The sequence below is a fragment of the Sphingobium xenophagum genome, from assembly GCF_031457465.1.
In the GTDB taxonomy this organism is placed as follows: domain Bacteria; phylum Pseudomonadota; class Alphaproteobacteria; order Sphingomonadales; family Sphingomonadaceae; genus Sphingobium; species Sphingobium xenophagum_A.
On the sequence record NZ_JAVDWV010000003.1, the window covers coordinates 19,692 to 40,251 of the forward strand.

Annotated in this window: 20 protein-coding genes, 1 tRNA gene, 1 other RNA gene and 1 pseudogene; 4 read left to right on the plus strand and 19 right to left on the minus strand. The window is 62.6% G+C overall.

The window, feature by feature from the left end:
- The first annotated feature begins 25 nt into the window (after positions 1-25).
- Both J2W40_RS03240 and J2W40_RS03245 read left to right on the plus strand, forming a co-directional pair.
- Entirely contained in the window at positions 26-238 is a 213-nt protein-coding gene (locus J2W40_RS03240; RefSeq protein ID WP_310221975.1) for a hypothetical protein, read from the plus strand.
- Between the two features lie 105 nt (positions 239-343).
- Positions 344-420, plus strand: a tRNA-Pro gene (locus tag J2W40_RS03245).
- A 6-nt stretch (positions 421-426) separates the two neighbouring features.
- On the opposite strand, the gene J2W40_RS03250 is transcribed toward J2W40_RS03245, so the two are convergent.
- The 13 genes and pseudogenes from J2W40_RS03250 to J2W40_RS03310 form a co-directional block, all read right to left on the minus strand.
- Positions 427-1,167: a prepilin peptidase gene (locus J2W40_RS03250; protein ID WP_310221976.1), complete on the minus strand. Its 741-nt coding sequence runs from the start codon at positions 1,165-1,167 to the stop codon at positions 427-429.
- Positions 1,164-1,886 (minus strand): type II secretion system protein N, encoded by a 723-nt coding sequence (gene gspN / locus J2W40_RS03255; RefSeq protein ID WP_310221977.1) that lies wholly within the window; start codon positions 1,884-1,886, stop codon positions 1,164-1,166. Before gspN ends, J2W40_RS03250 begins: the two co-directional genes overlap by 4 nt.
- A complete protein-coding gene (gene gspM / locus J2W40_RS03260; protein ID WP_310221978.1) occupies positions 1,883-2,371 on the minus strand; it encodes a type II secretion system protein GspM in 489 nt (162 codons plus the stop codon). Before gspM ends, gspN begins: the two co-directional genes overlap by 4 nt.
- Positions 2,368-3,486 carry a type II secretion system protein GspL gene (gspL, locus tag J2W40_RS03265; RefSeq protein WP_310221979.1) on the minus strand — a complete coding sequence of 373 codons (1,119 nt, stop codon included), beginning with the start codon at positions 3,484-3,486 and terminating at the stop codon, positions 2,368-2,370. Before gspL ends, gspM begins: the two co-directional genes overlap by 4 nt.
- A complete protein-coding gene (gene gspK, locus J2W40_RS03270; protein ID WP_310221980.1) occupies positions 3,483-4,472 on the minus strand; it encodes a type II secretion system minor pseudopilin GspK in 990 nt (329 codons plus the stop codon). The genes gspL and gspK overlap by 4 nt, the downstream gene beginning before the upstream one ends.
- Entirely contained in the window at positions 4,465-5,211 is a 747-nt protein-coding gene (gspJ, locus tag J2W40_RS03275) for a type II secretion system minor pseudopilin GspJ (protein WP_310221981.1), read from the minus strand. The genes gspK and gspJ overlap by 8 nt, the downstream gene beginning before the upstream one ends.
- Positions 5,211-5,561: pseudogene (gene gspI / locus J2W40_RS03280) on the minus strand (type II secretion system minor pseudopilin GspI); the annotation flags it as partial. The pseudogene gspI and the gene gspJ, both read right to left, overlap by 1 nt.
- 109 nt (positions 5,562-5,670) lie before the next feature.
- The gene (locus J2W40_RS03285) at positions 5,671-6,078 is read right to left on the minus strand and encodes a GspH/FimT family pseudopilin (protein ID WP_409050336.1); all 408 of its coding nucleotides are present in this window, start codon (positions 6,076-6,078) and stop codon (positions 5,671-5,673) included.
- A gap of 193 nt (positions 6,079-6,271) precedes the next feature.
- Positions 6,272-6,796 (minus strand): type II secretion system major pseudopilin GspG, encoded by a 525-nt coding sequence (gene gspG, locus J2W40_RS03290; protein ID WP_310221983.1) that lies wholly within the window; start codon positions 6,794-6,796, stop codon positions 6,272-6,274.
- Positions 6,797-6,805: 9 nt separating this feature from the next.
- Positions 6,806-8,023: a type II secretion system inner membrane protein GspF gene (gene gspF / locus J2W40_RS03295; protein ID WP_310221984.1), complete on the minus strand. Its 1,218-nt coding sequence runs from the start codon at positions 8,021-8,023 to the stop codon at positions 6,806-6,808.
- Entirely contained in the window at positions 8,016-9,563 is a 1,548-nt protein-coding gene (gspE, locus tag J2W40_RS03300; RefSeq protein WP_310222218.1) for a type II secretion system ATPase GspE, read from the minus strand. Before gspE ends, gspF begins: the two co-directional genes overlap by 8 nt.
- A 17-nt stretch (positions 9,564-9,580) precedes the next feature.
- A complete protein-coding gene (gene gspD / locus J2W40_RS03305) occupies positions 9,581-11,767 on the minus strand; it encodes a type II secretion system secretin GspD (protein ID WP_310221985.1) in 2,187 nt (728 codons plus the stop codon).
- Positions 11,764-12,615: a type II secretion system protein N gene (locus J2W40_RS03310; protein ID WP_310221986.1), complete on the minus strand. Its 852-nt coding sequence runs from the start codon at positions 12,613-12,615 to the stop codon at positions 11,764-11,766. Before J2W40_RS03310 ends, gspD begins: the two co-directional genes overlap by 4 nt.
- A 180-nt stretch (positions 12,616-12,795) precedes the next feature.
- Between J2W40_RS03310 and J2W40_RS03315 the strand changes: the two genes are divergently transcribed.
- On the plus strand, positions 12,796-13,443 hold the full coding sequence (locus tag J2W40_RS03315) for a prolyl hydroxylase family protein (protein WP_310221987.1): 648 nt from the start codon (positions 12,796-12,798) through the stop codon (positions 13,441-13,443).
- Between the two features lie 145 nt (positions 13,444-13,588).
- On the opposite strand, the gene J2W40_RS03320 is transcribed toward J2W40_RS03315, so the two are convergent.
- From J2W40_RS03320 to J2W40_RS03345, 6 genes are all read right to left on the minus strand, one after another.
- Positions 13,589-16,258 carry a TonB-dependent receptor domain-containing protein gene (locus tag J2W40_RS03320; protein WP_310221988.1) on the minus strand — a complete coding sequence of 890 codons (2,670 nt, stop codon included), beginning with the start codon at positions 16,256-16,258 and terminating at the stop codon, positions 13,589-13,591.
- Positions 16,259-16,350: 92 nt separating this feature from the next.
- On the minus strand, positions 16,351-17,943 hold the full coding sequence (locus J2W40_RS03325; protein WP_310221989.1) for a hypothetical protein: 1,593 nt from the start codon (positions 17,941-17,943) through the stop codon (positions 16,351-16,353).
- 280 nt (positions 17,944-18,223) lie between these two features.
- Positions 18,224-18,607: a tetratricopeptide repeat protein gene (locus tag J2W40_RS03330; RefSeq protein WP_310221990.1), complete on the minus strand. Its 384-nt coding sequence runs from the start codon at positions 18,605-18,607 to the stop codon at positions 18,224-18,226.
- Positions 18,608-18,899: 292 nt separating this feature from the next.
- Positions 18,900-19,254: a transfer-messenger RNA gene (gene ssrA, locus J2W40_RS03335) on the minus strand.
- 31 nt (positions 19,255-19,285) lie between these two features.
- Positions 19,286-19,519, minus strand: coding sequence for a hypothetical protein (locus J2W40_RS03340; protein WP_310221991.1), 234 nt, complete (start codon positions 19,517-19,519; stop codon positions 19,286-19,288).
- Positions 19,516-19,734, minus strand: coding sequence for a hypothetical protein (locus tag J2W40_RS03345; protein ID WP_310221992.1), 219 nt, complete (start codon positions 19,732-19,734; stop codon positions 19,516-19,518). Before J2W40_RS03345 ends, J2W40_RS03340 begins: the two co-directional genes overlap by 4 nt.
- Before the next feature lie 190 nt (positions 19,735-19,924).
- Here J2W40_RS03345 and J2W40_RS03350 point away from each other — a divergent pair, with 190 nt between their 5' ends.
- Positions 19,925-20,515 (plus strand): anthranilate synthase component II, encoded by a 591-nt coding sequence (locus tag J2W40_RS03350; protein ID WP_310221993.1) that lies wholly within the window; start codon positions 19,925-19,927, stop codon positions 20,513-20,515.
- Positions 20,516-20,560 lie beyond the last annotated feature (45 nt).

Consider the following 20,560-nt stretch of genomic DNA (forward strand, 5'->3'; position numbering starts at 1 on the left):
CAAAATGCTATGGGAGCCGTACACAATGAAGAAGATCGCTGTAGTTTTCGCTTCGGCCAGCCTGATGGCTCTCGCCGCTTGCGGTGAGACCCCGGCCAACGAAACCGCGAACGCTTCGAACGCCGTGGTGGAAAACGTCGTTGACGACGCGATGAACGCCTCGGACAATGCCATGAATGCCGCCAACGCTGCCGACAACGCTGCGATGATGGCAAACAACGCCGCGAACGCGATGTAATCTTCGCGTCAGCGAGATTTCCGAAGGGCGGGCCGTCAGGCCCGCCCTTTTTGTTTGTAAGTCGATTGACGGCACGCACATTGGGCCGCTAAGGCGCATCGGTGTCGGGGAGTAGCGCAGTCTGGTAGCGCGCCTGCTTTGGGAGCAGGATGTCGCAGGTTCGAATCCTGTCTCCCCGACCACTTACCTTACATGACGCGCTGCACGATGATCCAGGCGGGCAAAGCCGCCAGCGCCAGGAACATCCCCAACGGGACGCGCGCACCGGCCGCCTTGGCCCGGCCCATCACCAACATCACCAACAGGCCCGTCACCGACGCGATCAGCAAGATGAAGGGCAAGGCCTGCCAGCCCAGCCATGCACCGAGCGCACCCAACAGCTTGGCATCCCCCAGGCCCAGCCCGTCCCTCCCCCGCACCGCACGATAGCCCAGCGCAATGGCCAATAGCGCGCCATAGCCCGCCCCCGCGCCAATGGCGCGATCGACCAGGGTGACGTCCGTCGCCCACAGGCCGATGGTAAAGCCCAGAAAAGCGAGCGGCAACGTCAGCGCATCGGGTAGCCAGAAATGCCGCCAGTCCAGCACCGCGAGCGTCAACAGCAACCAGCCGAATATAGCCCAGCCAATGCCCCCCCAATCGGGCATAAAGCCCAGCGAGAGCGCGCCAATCACGGCGCACCTCGCCTCGACCCGGCCATGCAACGGGTCGATCGCTGCGCCACAACTGCGGCATCGCCCGCGCTGAAACATCGCGCTGAACAACGGTATTAGATCCCGTGCGCCAAGGGTTCTCCCGCACCCGTCGCAGGCGGATCGCCCGCGCATCACGCTGCGTCCCTGCGGCCAACGCAGAATGAGCGTGGCAAGAAAACTCCCGACGATCGCACCCGCCAGCCCGCCGATCAGCGCCGCAACCGGCTCGATCACAGCGTGCCTTCGACCTTGAGCAACTGCGCATTGCCGACGGTTGTAAAGCCCACCTGTCCCAATGTCCCGGCCAGCGTCGGATCGACCGTCTCGACCCGCATTTCCGCCGTGTAACGACCCGACCGCCAGATGCGCAGCGTCAGCTTCTCCATGCCAGACTGACTGACCAGCGGCAGAAGCATGGCGTCTCCATCGCAGCTTACGACGCCTGAAAGCCCCTGCGTCAGGTTGAGGCCCGGAAATTGCCCTGCCATCCGTGCCCGCACCCGCCCCTCGGCATGGCCGCACCGATCCCCGGTGAAATAGGCGCTGACATCCTCCAGCATCAGGCTGCCCACCGGCAGCGGCGCAAAGGTGCGGCCGAACGGCACCGCACCCGTCACATCGTCGATGCCGATCCGGCCGACGCCGACCGTCAAAGCGCCGCCAATGTCGTCGGCCAGGCCGTTACGCCGCTCTATGTCGAACCGCGCCCGGCCGGTCAGCAGGGCAATGGGCGAAAGACCCGCGCGCACGCTGCCCATCGGCATCTCGCCCAGCATCAGTTGGTCAATCCGTCCGCTCCACACCGTGCCCCGCACTTCCCGTGCAGCGACACCAAGTCGCTCCAGCCCGGCAAGGCCAAGCGCAACCCGCATCGGCAGGAAAATAAGCAAACCCAGCGCCAGCGTGACGAGCAGGATGATCCGCATCCGACGCGACAGGGTCAGCCCCATCATTGCCCGTTCCCTCGCGCAAGCACGGCCTGCACCGACACGCTGCCCGCCGTGGGTGCGGGCCGCGCGCTCATCGTATCGACGCGCACACCTTGCGCTTCCAGCGTGGCAAGCCAACTGAACAAGGCCACCGGGCGAACCGAGGCGATCGCGATATCCATCCGGTCGCCGCCTTGCGCCTGTGCCCGTTCCAGCGTCAATCCCGCCTCGCCCGCGCTTTGGCCAACGAGCTGATCAATCGGCGCGATAGGCTCCGCCCCCTGCGCCGTGCGCGGCAGCGCCTTCAATTGCTTGACCGCAGCGCGCACCGCCGCATTGCGATCAGTCGCGGCGCGCAATTCATCGCGCGCTGTGGTCTGCGCCCTGTCGAGCGGCACCGCCACCCCGAACCACAGGACCACGGCCGCCAGCAAAGCGAACATCACGCCCAGCATCACCTGTTCGCGCGGCGAGCGTTCGGCCCAAAGGCTTTTCATCCGTTCTATCATGACCGCACCGTAATATCCGCCAGCGTCCGCCCGCCGGCATCCTGTGAGGGCGTGGCGGTGATGGTGAAACCCGCGGCCTGAAGCGCGAGCAACACGATGTTGATGTCATCCGCCTTCGCCGAAGCCAGCGTCGCACGGACCATGCCGTCCGGGTCACGCGACAGGCTGGTCAGCGCAACGCCCGGCGCATCCTGCATCGCGCTAAGCAACGCCCCTACAGGCGCGGTAAAGGCGCGCCCGCCCGCCCCCCGTGCCGCAAGTTGCCCTTCCATCTCGGCCAATGCCTGCACTGGATCACTCGCACCGGGCAGCACTTGCTGCGCCTGCGCCAGACTGTCCGAATCCAGGCGGCTGGCCTCAGCATAATTTTTCACAATGCCAATGACTGCTATGAGCAGGCTCATAAGCAGGATCAGCCCACTCCATAGGACGATCCGTCCGACCAACCTTCGATCAATCGACCGCCGCACCCGCTTTGCGAAATCGCCTTGGCGCAGATCGAGCGGCGGATTGTCGAGCGCGGCGATGGCGCGCCCCTCGATCAGGCCGGGCGATATATCCACAATCGGCGCATCACCGATCATCGCAGGCAGGGCCATGTCGTCCGTCAACGCCATGTCCATGCCGCGCAATATCACCGTATCGCTAACCTCGCCGCGAACAAATCCGCTGTCCGGTTCGGGCAGCAGCAGCGCGGCGGGCACCATCACATCCGGGTCCAGCCCATGATGCTGCGCCCAGAGCAGCCAATGCTGCATATCGGCGCGGCTGGCGAGCGCGATAATATGCGGCCGGGCTGGATCGTCATTGCCGCACGACGCAGCGAATAGCTGGTCTGGCGGCGCAATGCCGCTGGCCAGCGTGGCGATCCGCGCCGCCGCTCGACCTTGACGCACCGGCAACTCAGGATGGGCAATCCAATGCAGCGCCACCAAAGCGGCAGGCGGCACCAGCATGATCCGGGTCTGATCGGGCAAGGCGGTTATGCCACATGCCGCGAGCCAGTTTGTGCCTGTGCCCGACTGCACCAACGCAGCGTCGATGACCCGCATCCAGCGTGGCTCGGCTCCCGCCGCTTCTGGCAGAAACAGGATGAGCGCATCGCTCATGCTCATACGCCCGCGCCCCAGTTGCGCCGCACGATTGTCGCCGGGCTTTCCCGCGCATCAATCAGCGCGCGCTCCACCATCTGCGTTCCCCCGACATTCACTGCCACGTCCACTTCGAAAAACCTCGTCGTCAATTTGACCTGTTCACTCACGCCTTGTCCCGGCGACAAACCGGCGAGGGAGGGCAGTTTCCAGAATTGCACCGTGCTGCCGTAGCCGTCCGTCGGCCGCTGCGCCAGCAATTGCCGTGCCTGCGCGACCGACAATTCGCCCGGCAACAGCATGGCGAACAAGGGTGCCTGCGTTGGCAGCAGCGTATTGATGTTGATTGGCGACAAATCCGTGACCGGCAATGCGCATATCCATGGGCGAACCAGGTCATAGATGGCAGGTGTTACACCGTTGACCGCGCGCAATTCGCTCGCATCGACCATCAGGCGGTTCGCCGCGCGATAAGGGCGCGACGCCTGCGCATAGGTTTCGTCCTCCGCACCGCCCGGCTGTGGCGCGCTGTCGCTATCAATCCAGTCGGCCAGGCCAGCCGCAGCCGCTTGCGCTTGTCGTGTCTCGACGCCAAGCGCCTGTAGCAGGGCCTGAAATTGTGCCACGCCGATCGGGCGGACCTTCAGACTGGCCTCACTCTCGCCCGTGACGACGCTATTCACATTGAAACAATTGCCGCCATCGGTGACTCGTGCGGTCGCAATGCCGCCGGGAACGGGAATACTTTGCGGCGTCCCCATCCATCCGCCCGCCAGCGTGATCTTGGCCGGATTGGCCGCGACCAGATCGCCGATGCGCATCCGGGCAATCTGCGTCCCGGCGTCGGCATAGGCCCGCGCCTGATCCATCGCTCCGCCATTACCCGTCATCCGCGTGGCCAGCGCCACCCGTTCAAGCGCCGTTGCGGCAACGACCGACATGACGGCGACCAGCAGCAATACAGTCAGCAATGCCGCGCCGCGTTCGCTGGGCTTGTGGGGATCAGGCATCGGGTGTGCCTTCGACAATCGGCTTCTCGACCGGGCCGGGCGCAACCAGAAAGCGCAAGGTGAGGGGCGGTTCGCCGGTACGGGTAAGCACCATCTCCACTGCGCGCGGCAGCACGTCAGGCTGCGTCGGCGTCCAGTCGTCCCGCCATTTGCCCTGCGCATCGCGAAATTTCAGCGCTACCGCCTCGACATTGTCCAGCAGCGCGGCGGGTTCATCCCCGGCCGCACCGTCCAGTTGCGTATAGCCGCGACGTTCCAGCCGTCCCTGCCGGACCCAATATTCAATCTTTTGCAAAGAAGGCCGCGGCAGATCACCCAGATTATCCCATCCGCCGCGCACGAACTGCATCACCGGCTGGCCTTCGCCTTCCCCATTTGCCCAGAAAGCCGGCGCAAGCGTGCCGCTCTCCGTGCGGGTAATGCGCGGCACCGCCTGCCCCAGATCGCCCGCCAGCGCCCCGCCTGCCCGCTGGACGGCGGCCATATCATCCAGCCGCGCCTTGATCTGCGCCTGCGCCGACACGCTATTGCCGAGCAGCAGGACGCCCGCGCTCGCCAGCATTGCAAAGATCATCAGCGCGACCAGCAATTCGATGAGGGTGAAGCCGCGTTCATTAGCTTGGACCTTGCCCTGACTTCCTCCGTTCGTTTCGAGCGAAGTCGAGAAACGCCCAGCGCTATGCCGGACGTTTCTCGACAGGCTCGAAACGAACGGATGGTAGTTTACGCGACCGGGCATCACTCCACCACCCGCACAAAGCTCAACACCACCGGCGAAGCGCCCGGCTGTCCATCGACCGTCAGGTCCACCTGCAACAGCCGCTGGTCATCAGTTGGCTTGACAATCCGGTGCCAACGCCAGGTCCGCCCTCCATTTGCCACTTCGCCATCATCTTCGCCCACCGATGGCGGCAAAGGATCGCTCTGCACCTCCACCATCAGGTTGCGCGCGACGATCTGGCCCAACGCCTTGCTGTCCAGATCAGCGGTCGTGCGCAGGGTCACCCCCTGCAACCGCACCAAAGCCAGCGCCGCCAGACTGAACACCGCCAGCGCGACGAGCATCTCTAAAAGCGTAAAGCCGCCCTCACATTTTCCGTCACCCCGGACTTGATCCGGGGCCCAGGGCGCAAAGCGCGGCCCTCTGTCGCCCTGGATGCCGGGTCTAGCCCGGCATGACGGTGGAGGGGATGGCAGATTACCCACCGACCATGACCTTCCCGGCCATATCGACCGTCACCGACACCCGCTCGCCTTCGCGTGCGAGCGTCACCGTCAGCGGATCGGTCGGCAGGCCCGTGCCATCAAAGCTGATCTGCTGCCGCCCGTCCTTGCCCACCAGCGCGCGCGTGCCGCCTTTCCAGTTGGCGGTGACGAAGGGCTTGTCCTCCAGCGGCACCCATCGCCCATCCTCGCGACGTTGAAAGCCATAGCCCGACGCCGAGACCCATAATCCCATGGGCGCAGCCGTGACGACCGCTTCGTCGCGCGCGGCGGCAACGCGCGCGGCAAAGCGGTCGGCATCCTCGATCACGCGCCCGCGCGGATCAGGAATAGCAAGCACCACGGCGGCAGAAATGAAGCCGATGATCGTCAGCACGACCATCAGTTCGACCAGCGTGAAGCCCTGTTGGGCGGAGCGCATCAAAGGCGTAAAGCCCTGTTGGGCGGAACGCATAAAAGGCGTGAAGCCCTGCTCATTCCATCCGTTCGTTTCGAGCGCAGTCGAGAAACGAGGCAGAGCCGAATTCAGCGAAGCTAAACGCTTCTCGACACGCTCGAAGCGAACGGCAGATGAGTTACATCTCGCTGGAATAAATATCCGCATTTTCACTCTCGCCACCCGGCTGGCCGTCAGCACCCAGCGAACTGATGTCGAACGCGCCCTTGCGTCCTGGGACCGTATAGATATAGGCGCGGCCCCAGGGATCATCAGGCAGCTTCTTGATATAGCCGCCACGACGGTAGCGCTGCGGCTGGGCCAGGGATGCGGGAGGATTGAGCAGCGCCTGCAACCCGTCAGAGCCTGAAGGATAGGTTAGATTATCCAGCCGATATTGCTCCAGCGCTTGTTCGATCGTGGAAATATCGGCCTTGGCCTTCTCGACCCGCGCCGTGTCGGTCGCGGGAATGACGTTGATCGCCACGATCGTCGCCAGCAGGCCAATGATGACGATGACCACCATCAGCTCGACCAGCGTGAAGCCTTCTTCCCCCAACCTCCTATTTCCATTCGCCCTTAGCCTGTCGAAGGGCACTCCTTTTGCTGAAAGGAAAGAAGGGGCTTCGACACGCTCAGCCCGAACGGATTTTAGCGTAAACATATTCAACTCCTAAGCCCCGGTCAGGCTTTGCAACTGCAAGATCGGCAGCAGGATGGACAGGATGATGACGGCGACGATGCCACCCATCAATATGATGATGATCGGCTCCAGCATGGCGAGCGCGGTCGAGGTAAACGAGTCGAACTCGCGCTCCAGATAGTCGGCCGCCCGCTCCAACATGGTGTCGAGCCGCCCGGCGCTTTCGCCACTCGCGGCGAGATAGACCAGCAGCGGCGGAAACACCCCGGCGCGGCGCAGGGCGGCGGACAGGCTGCCCCCGCCCCGGATCGCCTCGACAATCTCATCCGACGCGCGGCGCAGCACCCGGTTATGCACGGTGTTGGCCGTCAGCGTCAGCCCCTCCATCAACGGCAGGCGACTTGCGATCATGGTCGAAAGCGTGCGCGCCATCTGTGCCGCATGTAAATCGCGGATCAGCTTGCCCAGCACCGGCAGCCCCAGCAGCGTCGCGTCGAAACGATAGCGGAACCGCTCATTCTTCATCGCCCGCCAGAAAGCCACGCCGCCCAATATCATAAGGATCAGCAACAGCCACCAATAGGCCGCCAGAAAGGCCGACAAAGCCATCACCATGCGCGTCAGCAACGGCAATTCCTGCCCGACCGTATCGAACTGCTCGACCACCTTGGGGACCACGAAGATCATCAACGCTGCCACCACGAACACTGCAAAGATCGCCAGCACTGACGGATAGGCGATGGCGGTCAACACTTTCGACCGCATCACCGCCTGCCGCTCCATCAGGCCAGACAATCGCTCCATGATCGTAGGCAAGCTGCCGGAGCTTTCGCCCGCCGAAATCATGGCGCGATAGAGCGGCGGAAAACTTTTCGGCTCCGCGCCGAGTGCATCGGCCAGCCGCCGCCCCTCCATCACGCCCGAATGGACCTTGCCCACGACGGCGCGGACATGATCCTGCTCGCTCTGCCGTCCGATCGTGCGCAGCGACTCCTCCAGCGGGCTGACCTGGGTCAGCGTCGCCAATTGCCGCGTGAACAAAGTCAGTTCCTTGGCGCTCAGGCGCGGGCTGCGCAGCGACAGGTTTGCCCGCTTGCGCGCGCTCCCCACCGCGCCCGGCTCCAGCGCAACGATGAACAGCTTGCGCGCATCCAGCTTGGCGCGCGCCTCCTCGATAGTATCGGCCTTGATTGATCCCTTGCGGTCCTTGCCGGCCGGGTCGATCGCGACATAGTCATACTCAGCCATCGACGATCGTTTCCGCCTCGACCGAATCGCGCCGCGACACGCGGATCGCCTCCTCCGCCGTGGTCTGCCCGTCACGCACCAAAGCGCGCGCCGCCGATCCCAGATTGGGCGCATTGAGAAAGGCATGGCGCGCAATCAGCGATTCGTCGCCTCCATCGTTGATCAGGCGGCGGATCGTATCGTCTACCCGGATCGCCTCGAACACGCCGATCCGGCCCTTATAGCCCGTGCCGTTACACTCATCGCAGCCGCGCGCGCGATAGATGATCGTGCCGGGATCAAAACCCAGCAGCGCACTGGCCGACTTGTCCGCCTGCACCGGCTCGCGGCAGCTCTGGCACAAACGCCGCACCAGCCGCTGCGCGATCACCGCGCGCAACGTCGACGCCAGCAAAAACGGCTCCACCCGCATGTCGCGCATCCGCGTAATCGCGCCGACCGCATCATTGGTATGGACGGTGGAAAGCACGAGATGCCCGGTCAGCGACGCTTGCACGGCAATCTCTGCCGTCTCGCGATCACGGATTTCGCCGACCATCACCACATCGGGATCTTGCCGCAATATCGCGCGCAACCCCGCCGCAAATGTCAGCCCGACCTTGGCATTCACCTGGGTCTGGCCCACACCCTCCATCGCATATTCGACCGGATCTTCGACGGTCAGAATATTGCGCGAGCCATCGTTCAGCTGGCGCAAACCGGCATAGAGCGTCGTCGTCTTGCCCGACCCGGTAGGCCCTGTGACCAGGATGATACCATTAGGCTCGCTCAACCCCTCGCGGAAAATCCGGTCCGGCGTGCCATTCATCCCCAGCAGGTCGAGCGTGATTCCGGCATTCTCCTTGTCGAGAATACGCAGCACCACCCGCTCACCCGCCCGGCTCGGCAGGGTCGACACGCGCACGTCGAGCAGCTTGCCGCCCAGCGTCAGGCCGATGCGCCCGTCCTGCGGTACACGCCGCTCGGCAATGTCGAGCCGCGCCATCACCTTGATGCGGCTGACCACCACCGGCGCGACATGCGGCGGCATGCGCAGCGTTTCGCGCAACACGCCATCCACGCGCATACGGACGATCAGACCCGTCTCATAGGGTTCGATATGAATATCCGACACGCCCCGTCGCGCGGCTTCAGCGATGATCCCGTTGATCAGGCGAATCGCGGGCGCATCGTCCGCACTGTCGAGCAGATCATCCGCCGTCGGAATGTCAGCGGCCAAAATATCCAGTTCATCCCCGCCGACATCCAGCGATCCCGCCATGGCGGCCGCGCTGCCCTCCATCGCATAATGATTGGACAGATGCCGGTCGAACTCGGCCGGCGTCGTGAAAACGACATCGAAGCTGCGCGCGAGATGACGCCGCACCTCCAGCAGCACGCGCGGATCGCTCCCCTCCCGCACGCCTATGGTCAGCCGGTCACCCTCGATCGGCAGCATGACGACGCCATTCTTGCGCGCGAAAGTATAGGGAATGTCGATGGGCCGCGGCGGCAACGGAGGAAATGTCCCGACGCCGGGCGCATCGGCGTCCGCTGGCAAGGCTGGTCCGGTGTCGCTCACTGCTGACCTCCACTCGGCGGCAGGTCCACCGGCCGCACCACGCCGCTCGACTGTCGCACAATAGGCTCGATCACTTCGGGTTGCGCAGGGGCCACCACCGCATCGGTCGGCTGCGGCGGCAACGGCGGCGTTGCGCCCATATAGTCGCGGACCAGTTCGTCGATGGTCGGCTCCATGTCCGGGTTGCGCTGCAATTGCATACCGCGGACATAGCCATAGCGCTGCTGTGTCAGCCTCTGCGCATCCTCTTTCGATCGCAGGATTGTCGGGCGGATGAACACCATCAAATTGGTCTTGGTCCGGCTGCGACTGCGCGACTTGAACAATTCGCCCAGCCCCGGAATGTCGGACAACAACGGAATCCGCTCGATCGTCTTGCGCTCATTATCGTCGAGCAAGCCGCCCAGCGCCAATATCTCGCCATCATCGACCGTGACCGTCGTTTCGATCTCGCGCTTGTTGATGATGAGGTCGCTGCTGGAGTTGCTCACCGGTCCGGCCACGCTCGACACTTCCTGTTTCAGAAACAGTTTGATCGCGCCGCCGGTATTGATCTGCGGCTTCACCTCCAGCTTGATGCCGACATCCTGCCGTTGGACGGTACGGAACTGATTGTCGAAATTCTGGCTCAGCGCCTCACCGGTGGTGATCGGCACCTGCTGCCCGACCAGGATAGATGCCTTTTGATTGTCGAGCGTCATGACCGATGGCGTGGACAGTAGGTTGCTCTCGGTGTCCGACTTCACCGCGTTGATAATCGCCCCGAAAATTCCATTCTTGCCGATCTGCGTGCCCAGCCCACCGATGATGCCCGTGGCGCTCTGCAGGCTGCTGATCGCAGCCTCCTGCAACGTGCTGGCGAGGTCGCCGCTATTTTGTACCTCGGTCGTGGTGCGTGTGCCATCGGGCGCAACCACAGTCGTTGTCGTCGTACCCAACTGAGTCGCGCCATAGGCCCCGGCCAGCGTCAGCAAATTGGGCGACGCATTGGAATAATTTGTCGCGGCAAAGCCAGTCGACGTACTGCCCAGCAAAAACTGCACGCCCAGTTTCTTGGCTGCCGCATCGCTGATCTCAACGATGATCGCTTCCACCAGCACTTGTTCGCGGCGCGTGTCGATCTGGCGGATCGTTTCGCCAAGCATGCGCTGCACATCGCTATTGGCCGCAACGATGATCGCATTTGCCCCGTCATAGCGTGTAACGATTGCAGGCCCGCGCATGGATATGCCGCTGCCCGATGATGAAGCGGCAGCAACCGGCGCTGCGGCCTGCGCTGCCGGTGCAGCGCTGGCGTCCGCTGGCGTCGATGCCGTCACTGGCTGGCTGGTGGATTGCCCGACCAACTGCTGCAATACAGGCAACAACTTCTCGGCGTCGGCATGTTCCAGCCAATAGACACGTATCTCGGTGCCGCTCGCCGCCTGCTGGTCAAGCTGCCGTGCCATGGCCGCGAGGCGCGCGACGCTATTGGCGTCGCCCCGGATGGCGATGGCATTGCTGCTGTCGATCGGCACCACGGTCGCAGCCGACGGCGCGGCATTTTCGCCCGATCCCCCGCCGGCTACCAGCGCCTGCAACGACGTCGCGATTTCGCGCGCGCCTGCATTTTTGAGCATGATCATCTGCGTTGCCGACGTGTCCCGGTCAACGCGCGCAATGACTTGCCGGATACGGGCGATATTGTCGGCATAATCCGCAACCACCACGCTGTTACCGGCGCGGTTAGCCGTAACCGACCCCTCCTTGCTCACCAGGGGGCGTAATGTTTCCAGCGCACTCGCCGCGTCGATGGAGCGCAGGCGGAACACCTCGGTTACAAAGCTGTTGCGACTGGCACCGCTGCCAACGCTACTGGGTTGGCCCGATGCGCCATCGGCGGGCTGGATGCGATAGGCACCGCCCGGCGCCGGAACCGCGACCAGCCCGTTGGCGCGCAGGGTCGACAATACGATCTCGAAATATTCGGATCGGGACAAGGGCCGGTCGGTCACGACCGACACTTTTCCCTGCACCCGATTGTCGATGATGAAGGTGCGTCCCGTCACCCGCGCCGCGTCCTGAATGAACGCCCGGATGTCCGCATCGCGGACATTGAGCGTCTGCTGCGCCATCAGCGGCGCGGCGATCGGAGTCGCCAGCGCGAGGGCAAGGGCGGCGGTATGGAGGAGTTTGCGGGTCATTGGCCTTGCACGATCAGGTTGACGGAGGCGACGGCAGCGCCGCGCTCCACGGTCAGGGACAGGCGCGCACCGGGCGCAATCTGGTTCTGAATGGACTGGAGGTCGCCGATCGGCTGACCGTTGATCTGGGTCACGATGTCGCCGGGTCGAAAACCGGCACTGGCAAAAGCTGGCCCCTTGGCGCTGACAACCAGTCCAGTGACGCGACCATTTTCCATGCGCGGGGCAAAGCCGATATCGCGCCTCAAACTGTCTGCGCTAGGCGCGGAAGCGGGTGCGCCAGTCGATTCTTCCCCCGACGATACGGCACCAACCGAAGGCGCGTCGCCTTCTGGCGCTGCGGCGGGCGCGGGGGTCGATTGATCAATGAAAATCTGCTCTTCCGCTCCGCCCCGATCAATCGTTACATGATCGAACGCCACCGCCTTCAGCACTACGCCGGGCATGATTTCGTCACCCACGGCAAAGCTGTTCTGCACCCCGTCTGGCGATGCGATGATGGCGGAACCAAGCCCCGACCCTTCATTGACGCGCACGCCATAGAGGGTGAGCGCCAGTGAAGTGACAACGCCAGTGCCCGATGGGGTCGGGGCGTCGCTACGGAAGAAGGGATCGAAGGAGGCAAAAAGGGCCTGACGCGCGCTCGGCGACAAAAGTTGTGCCTGCCGCCCCTCCCACGGCCCGAAACTGCCCACCGGCACCATCGTCGCCCACACAAGCCGCACCAGTTGCAGGGCAAGCAGGATCAGCAAGCCGCGCTCCAGCAGACGCCATCCGTCAAATGGCGGCAAACCACGCGGCCTGCGCTCGCTCCACCCGCGCACTGTCTGGCCAAACGGCACTCGCATAATCTGATGAAGCCCCCACTGATATGGAAGCCTGCTAGGCATTTCTCCTTACGGGACGATGACGTTTATATGACTGTAATATGACATAATCGCGCGCGCGCCCATCGCTTGCATTTTGCTGGTTGCGCGATAGCAACGGCACCGTCTTCACGGCTCTATAATGCCATTGCAGGACCGATTATGACCGACCAGATCACCCCTACCGCCGCTGATGGCGACCCCGCCTGGATTGGCTCCCACCCGCGGGTCCAGCGTGTCCCGACCAGGGAAATTACGCTGTTCATCCTGCGCGACTTTCTTTCAGCGCCCGATTGCACCGCCCTGATCGAGCGCATTGATGCGCAGCGCCGTCCCTCGACCATCGCCGATGCCAATGGTGACGGCTATTTCCGCACCAGCGAAACCTGCGACCTTGACCATGCCGACCCGTTCGTTGCCGGGATCAATGCCCGGCTCGACGCTTTTGCCGGCATTGCCACCCACTATGGCGAACCGATACAGGGGCAACGCTACGATGTGGGCCAGGAATTCAAAGCCCACACCGACTATTTCGATCCAAAGGGCGCGGACTATGCAACCTATTGCTCGGTCGCCGGCAACCGCACCTGGACCTTGATGGTCTATCTCAACGAACCGGCGGCGGGTGGCGCGACGCGCTTCACCAAGATCGGCAAGACCGTGCAACCGCAGACCGGCAAACTTCTCGCCTGGAACAACCGCCTTGCTCCGGGGCAGCCCAACCCCGCCAGCATCCATCACGGCATGAAGGTGCGCAGTGGCGTCAAGCATGTCATCACCAAATGGTATCGGGAAAAGCCCTGGGGCTGAAGACGGGGGCTTTCCTTCGCATCGCGTGAGCGGCGGACCGCATATCTTATATGGTCGAAAACAAAGCGACCGGCCCGCATGGAAACGGGCCGGTCGCTTTTTTGCCATCAACGGGCCGCGCAGGGGGCGGCCCGTGACCGTATCTTTAGAACGCCACCGTCATCGACGCGGCGATGGTGGTGCCGATCTTGTAGCGGTTATAATAGACGCGATTGTCGCCCTCTTCCTGGAACTCCTGGAACTTCCGTCCCAATATGTTGCGGGCTTCGAACTTGAACTCGCTGTTGATGCCGCCGGGCAGCTTGACCCCCTGACGCGCCACGAAGTCCAATTGTACGCCTGGGCGTTCCTTGATGTCCGGTTGCAGGTTCGGACCACGACTGGTGACGCGGTCGCTGGCATAGGTCAGCAACAAGGTCTGCTGCGACAGCTTGTCCGTATCCTCCAGGCCGATCTGGAGGTTGACCAGATGGTCGGACTGGCCAGTCAACGGCACACCGTTCAGGAAGAAGTCGGATGCCGCCGGCAGATCGCCTACGGTGTAGGTATAAGGAATGGTGGTGTCACCGTCCTTCACCCTCAACTTCGATTGGGTGTAGGTATAGTTACCGATCAGCACGATACGACGGCTCAGGAAGAAGGACGAATTCGACCAATTATCGAGCGGAATATATTTCTGCACTTCCAACTCGGCACCATAAAGCGTCGCTTCGGGCGCATTGGCGAAGCTGGTCGCGACGCTGTAGGTATCCGTGATGGTCGTGTAGGTTTCGATCGGGTTCTCGATCTTCTTGTAGAAGGCCGCCGCCGTGATCCGTTCGTCGCGGCCCATATACCATTCCGCACGAACGTCCGCATTCCACAACTGGCTATCCTGCAAGAAGGGGTTGCCGCGGAAGAAACGGTTCGATTCGGTGTCCAGATAAGGCTGGGCGATCAATTCGCGGAATTGCGGCCGAGCGATCGTCTTGGAACCGCTGGCGCGCAGTTGCAGGCCCTTGGCGGCTTCGAGTGTAACCGTCACCGCCGGCAACCAATAGTCCTTGCGGATTTCGTTGAAGGGGGTCAGGCCAGTGCTGTAAACGTCCACGCCGGTAACCGACATGTTGCCCTTTTCGTAACGGACACCCGCATTTACCGAGAGACCGGAGAAGAGTTCGGCCTGAACCTGGGCATAGCCCGCATGGGTCCGCAGCGCGGCGTCATAGACCGGATAGTTGCCCGAAAAATCGAGCAGGCCGATATTATAGAGCTGGATCGACGCATCCGACAACAGGAAGTCGGGGCGCAACTGCGTCACGGGGATCGGCAAGTTAACGGCGTCGAAATGGAGTTCATAGCGCGACGAACGACGCTTGGTATCGTTGAAGGCATAGCCCGCCGTCAACGAATAGCCTGGCGCAATCTTGTAGCTCAAATCCGCACCGGCGAACCACAGATCCTCGTTCAGGTCGCTGAACGTGATGGAAGCATCACCGCGCTGACGATTGAGCAGGTTGATGAAGCGGTCACCCACCGGATCAATATCCAGGCTGACATTCGACCGCACATAGACGAACTCACGCTCATAAGGTGCTTCACGCTGCGAGTTGGCAAAGCCGCCCCGCATGTCGAGGCTGAGCGCATCGGTCAGCTTGAACTCGCCGACCAACTGCGTGTCGATCAATTGCCGCTCATACCACGCGGTGCTTTGATTCATATAGTCGGCCGTTTGGATCAACCCGTCATTCTGACCGACGGCCAGCGCGCTACGCTTGAGCGTGTCGCGGATGTAGAGGTTCGTCCAGCGCAGCTTCTGCTCGCCCAGCTCCAGGCCAAAGCCCAACAGGCCGTTGACCGTCATTTCATTATCGGTGGCAACCTGCTGATAGCTTCGGCCCGCACCCTGTGCGACGTCGAGCGACGCCTGCTGCAGGTTGTCGCGCGTACGCCACTTATTGCTGTAGGACGCTGTGGCAATCACGCCCAGGCGACCATCACTGCCGACATCAACAGCGGTGCCGCCGTTGAGCGACGCCGAGAAATTGAACGGCAGGCTGTTGGTCCGCTGCACGACCGACGTTGCGGAATTGAGGAACTGCATGGAAATGGCCTGCTGTTCGGCGCGCGTGAAATCGGCGAACGGCTTTCCACTGTTAAAGGCCTGCTGAAGCAGCGGCGGGACGTTGCGCGAACTGTCGTCAAAGCCCGTCCAGTCCGACTTCGAGCCATAATGGGTATAGCCCATCTGCCCGGACGTTTCGGTATTGGCTGAACTGCCAACGCCGATTTCCAGATAGCTCTCACTCGGAATGGCCTTGGTCGTCAGGTTGATGACGCCACCACCGAATTCACCAGGGAAGTTGACCGAATAGGTCTTCTGCACCAGCGTAGAGGCGATCACGCTTGTCGGGAAAATGTCGAGCGGAACGACGCGCTTCAAAGGCTCTGGGCTTGGCAGCGGCGAACCGTTGAGCAGCGCGAGCGAATAGCGATCGCCAAGGCCACGAACATAGACATAACCGCCCGACACAACCGACAGGCCCGTAACGCGCTGGAGCGAACCGGCGATATCGCCCTCGCCCGTGCGCCGGATGTCGGCAGCCGACAGCACGTTCACCACTTGCGGCGCGGCTTGCGACACATTGCTGGTGCGACGTCCGGTGACGACGATGTTCGCGCCGGGAATCGAGACGTCGAACCCGTCTTGCTGTATTTCTTCTTGGGCGGCGGCTGGCGAAACGGGGCCGCCGGCGTCGGTCTGCGCCATGGCGGCAGGCGCGACCAGGGCGGATGAAATCAGGAGCAGGCGCGCCAGGCTGAGCGGCTTCGACATGCTAAATGTCCCCCTTTGGGATATGCAGTGCAAAAGAAGGCGGGGAAGCGCAAATGCACGCTCCCCCGCCCCTGTTGAGGTCGTGGGTCCGATCAGGTCGTCGGGATCGCCGTGCAGCTACCGCTGGTGGTGCCGAAGTTGGCGGTCACCGAGTTGCAGGTCCAACCGGCATACCAGGTGTCGTTGCTGTCCTTGACCGCACCGATATAGGTGGTGGTGGTGAAGGCGCTGTCGATGGTCTTGGGATCGACCGCCGGACGGGCCGTTTCGGTCGGGCCATTGATAAACACGCTGGTCAGCGACGGTGTGTAGCTGATCGTGCTGTTCGGGCCAGCTTCGAAGATCGACTGAACCAGCGCGACATCGACGCCGCCGGTGCCCTTATACGGCGTGCTGTTGCACTGCATCACCACCGAAATGTAGCGCGGCTTGCCAGCATCCTGCAGCGCGGTGTCGGCATCGCGCACCGTCGTTGCGCTGTTGATGCGCAGGCAGCTCTGGGTCGGGCTGACGATGATGCCGTTGACCAAAGCGAGGTCGGCACCGCCGCGCAGCAGCATCGACGCGCCGTTGTCGCCGGTGTTCGAGCGCTGGATATGGGTGAAGTTGGCAACCTTCAGATACTGGCGCGGCAGAGCGTCTTCGCTGTTGTTGGCTGCACTACCACCGTTGGAGTCGGTTTCGAGGAAGGTGTCGCCGATATTGTTGCCTTCACGCTGGATCGAAAGAACGAACTGCGCCGTTCCGCGGAAGCCCATGTCGGTATCCAGATTGTCATCTTCGTTGCCGGTCAGCACCAGGTAACGCGGATGCGCCGCACCACCGAAAAATTCGATGCCATCGTCCGAGCTGTTGTGGATCTGAATATGATCCATCTCGGTGTTTGTGCCGACGCCCGATGGCGTCAGGCCCTGAAGCTCCTTGCCGTCGGACAGCACGAAGCCCGAATAGCGGATCTGCACGTAGGACAGGCGGCCCGAATCGTCGGCATCGTTGGTGCCGCCGTACAGGGCGTTGCTGGTGCCTTCCGTATCACGCTCACAGGCGTTGGTGCCGGGCGCAGCGGCCGGGGCGAGACAGTCGGTGATCTTCGCGCGGCCAAGCAACACGATGCCGCCCCACTGGCCCGACGACTGGTCGGTCGCGGTGCCAAGCACGTTTTCGCGGCTGGTGAAGATGATCGGCTGCGTAGCCGTGCCGATCGCATTCAGACGATTGCCGCGATTGACGGCGAGGAAGGCATTGCCGGTGCCGGCAAAGACAACGACGCCGGGATCGATCGTCAGCGTAACGTCGGTGTTGGTGCTGGCGGCACCCTGGTCGGTGCCGACATCAACGCGGCCTGGCAGCGAATAGATGACGCCCGCGACCTTGGTAATCGCGGCCGAGCTGGTGAAGCGGGCAGGGAAGCCGCAATTGCGCCAGGTGTTGCCGCCGTTGGTGATGGTGCCGAGGTCAGTGAGCTGTGCCGAGCCGGAAATGTTCGGGCAATTGGCGGCCGGGGTCACGCCGGTCGGCGTGGGGGTCGGCGTTGGCGTGGGGGTCGGCGTCGGCGTTGGCGTCGGCGCGGGGATGACGATGGTGCCTTCGCCCGGCGAGGAAATGTCGTCGGCGCCGCAAGCGCTCAGACCGATGCAAGCGCAGCTCGCCATCAGGATCGTGTGAATACGGTTAATCTTGGCCATGTCGTCTCCGCTCCGGCTGCTGCCGGGATATGTTCAGGATGCGGAGCGCAGGGGAATTTCGAATCGGATAACGCCCCCTGTCACCCTCAAGCAGGGCAACTAGGCGCGGGACGTGACAGGCTTGTTGGTATTCCGTGACAGCGGAGCGTCATTTGCATGACGCTTTTATGACTTTCATGTCATTATGATGACAACCTTCACCGCGACAAGGTTAAGGGTGCCGCCCTTATGAGCGACACCCTTAGTTAACTCTTCAAAGCTGAATGCAAGCGCTGAATAATCAGCGCATGGCGTAGCTGGTCTGGATACGGCTCATCGCGCGGCGCGCAATGTCGCGCGAAGATGCTTCTTCGCCATTGGCCAGTACCAGCACGGATTCGGGCGCAAATCGCGCACTTTTATAGGCACCATGCGCGTCGGCGATCCGCCCCAAGCCAAGATAGGCGTGGCCAAGATTGATAAGCCGCGCGGGATCGCTCGCAGCGTCCGGGCGTACGGCGTTCAGGCGCTTGGCGGCCTTCTCAAAATCACCGCGCATCAAGGAGCCTGCCGCCAGCCGCCCATCAGGCACACCGACAACGACCACCTCATCCGGTGCGGCCTGGGCCATGCCCGGCGCGACACAGGCCAGCGCAAAACCCATCATTACCGCTACCGTCTTCATCGCAATTCTCCTGAAAAAAACTTCTTAATATAGTCAGGAGTATTTCATTTAGATGACATCGGCGCAAGAGTGTGCAATTTTGATGAAACAAATTTGTTTCACGTAAAAACAGCAGCTTATGAATATTTCATCACACTGTCATAAAAGCGTAATCGAAAGGACAGGTCGATGTCCATCGATTCGCGACGCGAGTCGCGACAAAGCTCCGGCGGAGATCGCACGCGAAGCTGGAACAAGGATGTCGGGGAATAAGGTCCGGGAGGTTCTGTTGCCCGGCCCTCCCGGAGGCCGCTGAATTCCCTTCTGTTGCCCGGTGGGTTCAACCGCGCTATTTTAGGGTAACGTCAGGCCGTGAGGCCCTCAGTTACGCTGCAATGGCGAGTGCTTCGTTATCGTTGGCACTTGTGAGTTTTGCACAGTTTAACGGCTTACACGGGCCGGGTAAAAATATCGCCTTTGAACACACGTCGATCCTAGTTCGGCCCCGTCAGACATCCCGCCGGGCGTGAAGCCCATCGGGATATGTGGTGGAACCGCCGGGTACTGCCCCCGGGTCCGCTGCGTCTATTATACGACACAATTTATCACCATAGCCGGGCGAACCCGGCACACTCTATATGCGCGCGCCCGCACGGTTTTTCAAGATGTTCCGTCAGTGTTGCGCACCGACGGATTTCATCAGCTCGCCGACCGCGGCTGTCGCGCCAGGAACAGCGAGGATCGCACGACAGGCGTATCAATCAACTTGCCCTTCATCAGCGTCCGCAACCGCTCGGCCCCGTCAGGGTTCAGCATCACGACCCGCGTGCCCCCGGCCGGCAGCGCCTCGATGGTCGAAATCGCCAGGGTGTGGCGTTCGCACATGGCTTTGACGTCGGCCAGTTCCGCCTTGATATTGATCGCGCGGCTCATATGCCCCGGCCCTCCGATCCAAAGACGAACGGGACAAAAGCAGTCCGCCCGGTCGATGCTGCGGGCGACCGATAGGGTAGCCGATGATCGCGAATGCGGGCACCATAGCTATGGGCCTCGCCGCGATGCTCGGCGCGCATGTCGGCACAGCCGCTATGCTGGGCATGCAACAGCGATAGCTGCTCATGGTGCAAAAGATGGTTGAGATCGCCCAAGAGGGTCGCTCCTTGCTGGCAAGCGGGAGCGCGATCGTCTCTCGGTCACGCGAATGCTTGCAGGCAGGGTTCGCGTCGATGGCTGCCCATAGCAGGCGCAGCGCCCCTCTGTCGCGCTGTTTCGGTTGCGATATTTCTTCACACGCGCCCGCTTCCCCTCGCCCGCCGACCGCCCTATAGCCTTGTCCCCATGATCCTCGTCATCGACAATTATGACAGCTTCACCTGGAACCTGGTCCATTATCTGATGGAACTGGGCGCGCGGGTCGAAGTCGTCCGCAACGACGCCATTTCGGCGGGCCAGGCCCTCTCCAGCGGCGCCAAGGCCTTCCTCCTCTCGCCCGGCCCCTGTACGCCGAACGAAGCGGGCGTCAGCCTCGACCTCGTCGCCGCTTGCGCCGATGCGGGCGCGCCCCTGCTTGGCGTGTGCCTTGGCCATCAGGCGATCGGCCAGCATTTCGGCGGCAAGGTCGTGCGTGGCGGCCTGATGCACGGCAAGACCTCCCCCGTCACCCACGACGGCACCGGGCTTTTTGCTGGCATCCCCTCACCCTTCACCGCCACCCGCTATCACTCGCTGATCGTCGAGGATATTCCCGCCGAATTGCTGGTCAATGCAACCAGCGAAGATGGCTCGGTCATGGGCTTCCGCCACGCGACGTTGCCGATCCACTCGGTCCAGTTCCACCCTGAAAGCATCGCGACCGAACATGGTCACGACATGCTGGCCAATTTCATGCGGATCGCCGGCATAAAGGTGAAGACGCGCGAAGCCGCCTGACGCCTGTCCTATCGGGATGGGCTTTGCTATGCTGCGTCGGTCACT

Bases quoted from the DNA above. Each gene is read 5' to 3' on its own strand.
- J2W40_RS03240 (WP_310221975.1), top strand. From the start codon at position 26: ATGAAGAAGATCGCTGTAGTTTTCGCTTCGGCCAGCCTGATGGCTCTC.
- gspN (WP_310221977.1), bottom strand. From the start codon at position 1,886: ATGATGGGGCTGACCCTGTCGCGTCGGATGCGGATCATCCTGCTCGTC.
- gspM (WP_310221978.1), bottom strand. From the start codon at position 2,371: ATGATAGAACGGATGAAAAGCCTTTGGGCCGAACGCTCGCCGCGCGAA.
- gspL (WP_310221979.1), bottom strand. From the start codon at position 3,486: ATGAGCATGAGCGATGCGCTCATCCTGTTTCTGCCAGAAGCGGCGGGA.
- gspK (WP_310221980.1), bottom strand. From the start codon at position 4,472: ATGCCTGATCCCCACAAGCCCAGCGAACGCGGCGCGGCATTGCTGACT.
- gspJ (WP_310221981.1), bottom strand. From the start codon at position 5,211: ATGCCCGGTCGCGTAAACTACCATCCGTTCGTTTCGAGCCTGTCGAGA.
- J2W40_RS03285 (WP_409050336.1), bottom strand. From the start codon at position 6,078: ATGGTCGTGCTGACGATCATCGGCTTCATTTCTGCCGCCGTGGTGCTT.
- gspG (WP_310221983.1), bottom strand. From the start codon at position 6,796: ATGTTTACGCTAAAATCCGTTCGGGCTGAGCGTGTCGAAGCCCCTTCT.
- gspF (WP_310221984.1), bottom strand. From the start codon at position 8,023: ATGGCTGAGTATGACTATGTCGCGATCGACCCGGCCGGCAAGGACCGC.
- gspD (WP_310221985.1), bottom strand. From the start codon at position 11,767: ATGACCCGCAAACTCCTCCATACCGCCGCCCTTGCCCTCGCGCTGGCG.
- J2W40_RS03310 (WP_310221986.1), bottom strand. From the start codon at position 12,615: ATGCGAGTGCCGTTTGGCCAGACAGTGCGCGGGTGGAGCGAGCGCAGG.
- J2W40_RS03315 (WP_310221987.1), top strand. From the start codon at position 12,796: ATGACCGACCAGATCACCCCTACCGCCGCTGATGGCGACCCCGCCTGG.
- J2W40_RS03320 (WP_310221988.1), bottom strand. From the start codon at position 16,258: ATGTCGAAGCCGCTCAGCCTGGCGCGCCTGCTCCTGATTTCATCCGCC.
- J2W40_RS03325 (WP_310221989.1), bottom strand. From the start codon at position 17,943: ATGGCCAAGATTAACCGTATTCACACGATCCTGATGGCGAGCTGCGCT.
- J2W40_RS03330 (WP_310221990.1), bottom strand. From the start codon at position 18,607: ATGAAGACGGTAGCGGTAATGATGGGTTTTGCGCTGGCCTGTGTCGCG.
- J2W40_RS03340 (WP_310221991.1), bottom strand. From the start codon at position 19,519: ATGAGCCGCGCGATCAATATCAAGGCGGAACTGGCCGACGTCAAAGCC.
- J2W40_RS03350 (WP_310221993.1), top strand. From the start codon at position 19,925: ATGATCCTCGTCATCGACAATTATGACAGCTTCACCTGGAACCTGGTC.